At 43.4% G+C, this 2286-nt stretch carries 4 protein-coding genes; 1 reads left to right on the plus strand and 3 read right to left on the minus strand.

Annotated elements, in window-relative coordinates; genetic code table 11:
* Positions 1-260 precede the first annotated feature (260 nt).
* Positions 261-446, plus strand: coding sequence for a hypothetical protein (locus C7B65_RS27555; protein WP_143162138.1), 186 nt, complete (start codon positions 261-263; stop codon positions 444-446).
* 70 nt (positions 447-516) lie between these two features.
* Here the strand turns inward: C7B65_RS27555 and C7B65_RS26780 are convergent, their stop codons facing one another.
* The 3 genes from C7B65_RS26780 to C7B65_RS26790 all read right to left on the minus strand — a co-directional run bounded on the left by C7B65_RS26780 (position 517) and on the right by C7B65_RS26790 (position 2150).
* Complete coding sequence (locus C7B65_RS26780; protein WP_317615853.1) at positions 517-858, minus strand: clan AA aspartic protease; 342 nt, start codon at positions 856-858, stop codon at positions 517-519.
* Positions 859-890: 32 nt separating this feature from the next.
* Complete coding sequence (locus C7B65_RS26785; RefSeq protein WP_073075358.1) at positions 891-1166, minus strand: hypothetical protein; 276 nt, start codon at positions 1164-1166, stop codon at positions 891-893.
* A 144-nt stretch (positions 1167-1310) separates the two neighbouring features.
* Positions 1311-2150 carry a hypothetical protein gene (locus tag C7B65_RS26790; protein WP_073075357.1) on the minus strand — a complete coding sequence of 280 codons (840 nt, stop codon included), beginning with the start codon at positions 2148-2150 and terminating at the stop codon, positions 1311-1313.
* Positions 2151-2286: the final 136 nt, after the last annotated feature.

A 2286-nucleotide genomic window follows, 5' to 3' on the forward strand; every position in this document is an offset into this window, starting at 1 on the left:
GCTCTAGAACAAACCTCATCTTATCGTTGATGCGGGAGAACAATCCAAAAGTCCATTTCTCAATCGTGGCGAGTATAACTGAGATTCTCCGATAGGGAGGCTCTGAGCGAGTGTATTAACATCTCCAGTTAGAGGTGCTAACCCTAATGTAGTGCTAAAAGCAACTAAAAAGGCAGCACGAAGTACATTATGCATTTGAATTATCCTTGGAAGTCTAACATTGCTTAAACTGAATTCAGCCTAAACTCCGTACACCTGATTTGTCAGTCGGAGAAAGTCAGGAAAAAGTCGGAGAAAAGTCAGATGTACCCCATAAGTCAGCTTGCAACTGCATTTTCACAGAAAATGTGCAGTTACTTGGCGATCGCACCCCACTATCAATTTCTCGACTGCGCCCTGACAGACAACCTAGCGGTCTAACGGTGAAGATGAGCGGCGATGAATAAAACCAAAACGTAGCGAAAAACTGTACTCGCCGCTCCATCGCATTGTTAGACCATGCCCCACGAACAATTTCTAAATGACATCCGTCAATGCTGCGATCGTCACCAGCCCACCTTCAACGGTATCTACTTGCAGTCGGTACCCACGTAGCATTCTCATTCCAAGCAACGGCTCTGTGTTAGCTGAATTGATTTCAATTTCTCGGAACTGTCCATCCCAAATCACACTCGCCTCGTAGATATCAAATAGGGTTTCGCTCCCATCCCCTAAAGTGGCACGATCTCGATAGCTCCAAGGTAATTCAAGTTCAGCAATGATTGCTGAGGAGAGACTCAAGAAACCTGTGAACCCAGTATCGATCACAGCATTAACGGGTTTGACCTTAGTACCATTCTTAACAACGATGGAAATCACAGCCTCATAACTCTCATTTACGTATCCCTGCATCATAAAGCGTCTTTCAAGCTCCGTGCGCCAAATCGATGAACGGCACGATAGCCGATGCGAACAACCCAAGGTTGAGCATCAGGCAATCGCTCATAGAGTCGTCGAGTGGCGGTCATCGTATCATCAGCAAGCTCAAAGTCTTCGGTTTCGATGTCGATCGCCACAATTTTGCCGCGATTACCTTCCTCGACTTGGGGACGCACCTGAGTTTCATAAATCTCATCGCCCCGTCGAGCGAACTCTTCTTTACTGTAGCGGGGTTGCCGAACTGTCACGGATTTGACCTCGTTTCAACTGTGTCATTACATTTTAACCTGAGAGACCAATCATCTGGTTTGAAGGATACTATTATGCTGCTCCTGCCGACAACTTAATAGTGAGACGATTCTACAAGGTTGAAAGATGTCAAATAGATAAATTTAATATCTATGCATTTCCAAGGCAGTCTCATAATTCCAACGCTCAACAGGTTTCAAATCGGGAGTAGTTTGGAAAAGTTGGGAAGCATCTACATTGAACAATGACAACAATTTTGCGACTTCTTTAGCGCAAGAAGCGGGCTGTTTAGCAATCTGTTCTTCTGCAAACCTGATAACTATCCATCTAGCATCATAAAACTGCTGGTCTCGATAGTCATCTTTACCAATATAATGAATTGGCTCTTTTTGCCCTGAATCACTTAAGAACCAAGGCTCATCAACTTCTATATCAATCCAGAGATTCAATGAAGGGATGTGCAAAATAACATCTGGCGTGAAAGTATAGCTAAGATTTAACCCTTCTCCTTTTTTAACAAGACATCCCGGTATTGCTCTAACTGCATTTAAAAGAACATCATCATACTTTCCTGATCTGGCATCACTTTTGGTCAAACTAGATCTGGTTGTTTGCAACGTGCTTTTTAACTGACTTTGCATATATTTACGCAACAATTCCGGGTCACTAAGAATTTGTCTAGCCCTTTTATTTTCTTCCTCAACAGTTGACTTTCGTTCTTGATAACCTTCAGTGGAATCATAGAAAATTGCTGCGCCAGCACCAATCAAACCAAGCCATCCGACAGGCGTTGCTAGAGATATTGCTCCCAAAGCCACTGCCCAACCACTGAGTTCCCCAAATCTGTCCGCAGTTTTTGCCCTTCCTAAGCTTTGCTCAGCAAGCAGAGCTTCTTGAATACGAAGAGGAATCAGAATTTTTGGGTACAGATTGTCGCATTGTCTAGAAAGATTATATTCTTTGAGAAGATCTTTGGTACCCATGAATATTGGAACTGTGTTCAGTCTAATTTTTCATACACAGTGTTCCCAGAACCAAATTCGGTCGGGTAAAGGAGTGAGTTTTAGATATATCTCCCTCCCTCCCCTCAGAACCGTGCTTACAACTTTCACTGTACAC

The sequence above is a fragment of the Phormidesmis priestleyi ULC007 genome, from assembly GCF_003003695.1.
GTDB classification, from domain to species: Bacteria; Cyanobacteriota; Cyanobacteriia; order Leptolyngbyales; family Leptolyngbyaceae; genus Phormidesmis_A; species Phormidesmis_A priestleyi_A.

What these genes read in the sequence shown, in the direction of transcription:
- C7B65_RS26790 (WP_073075357.1), bottom strand. Translation starts at nt 2,150, where the DNA reads ATGGGTACCAAAGATCTTCTCAAAGAATATAATCTTTCTAGACAATGC.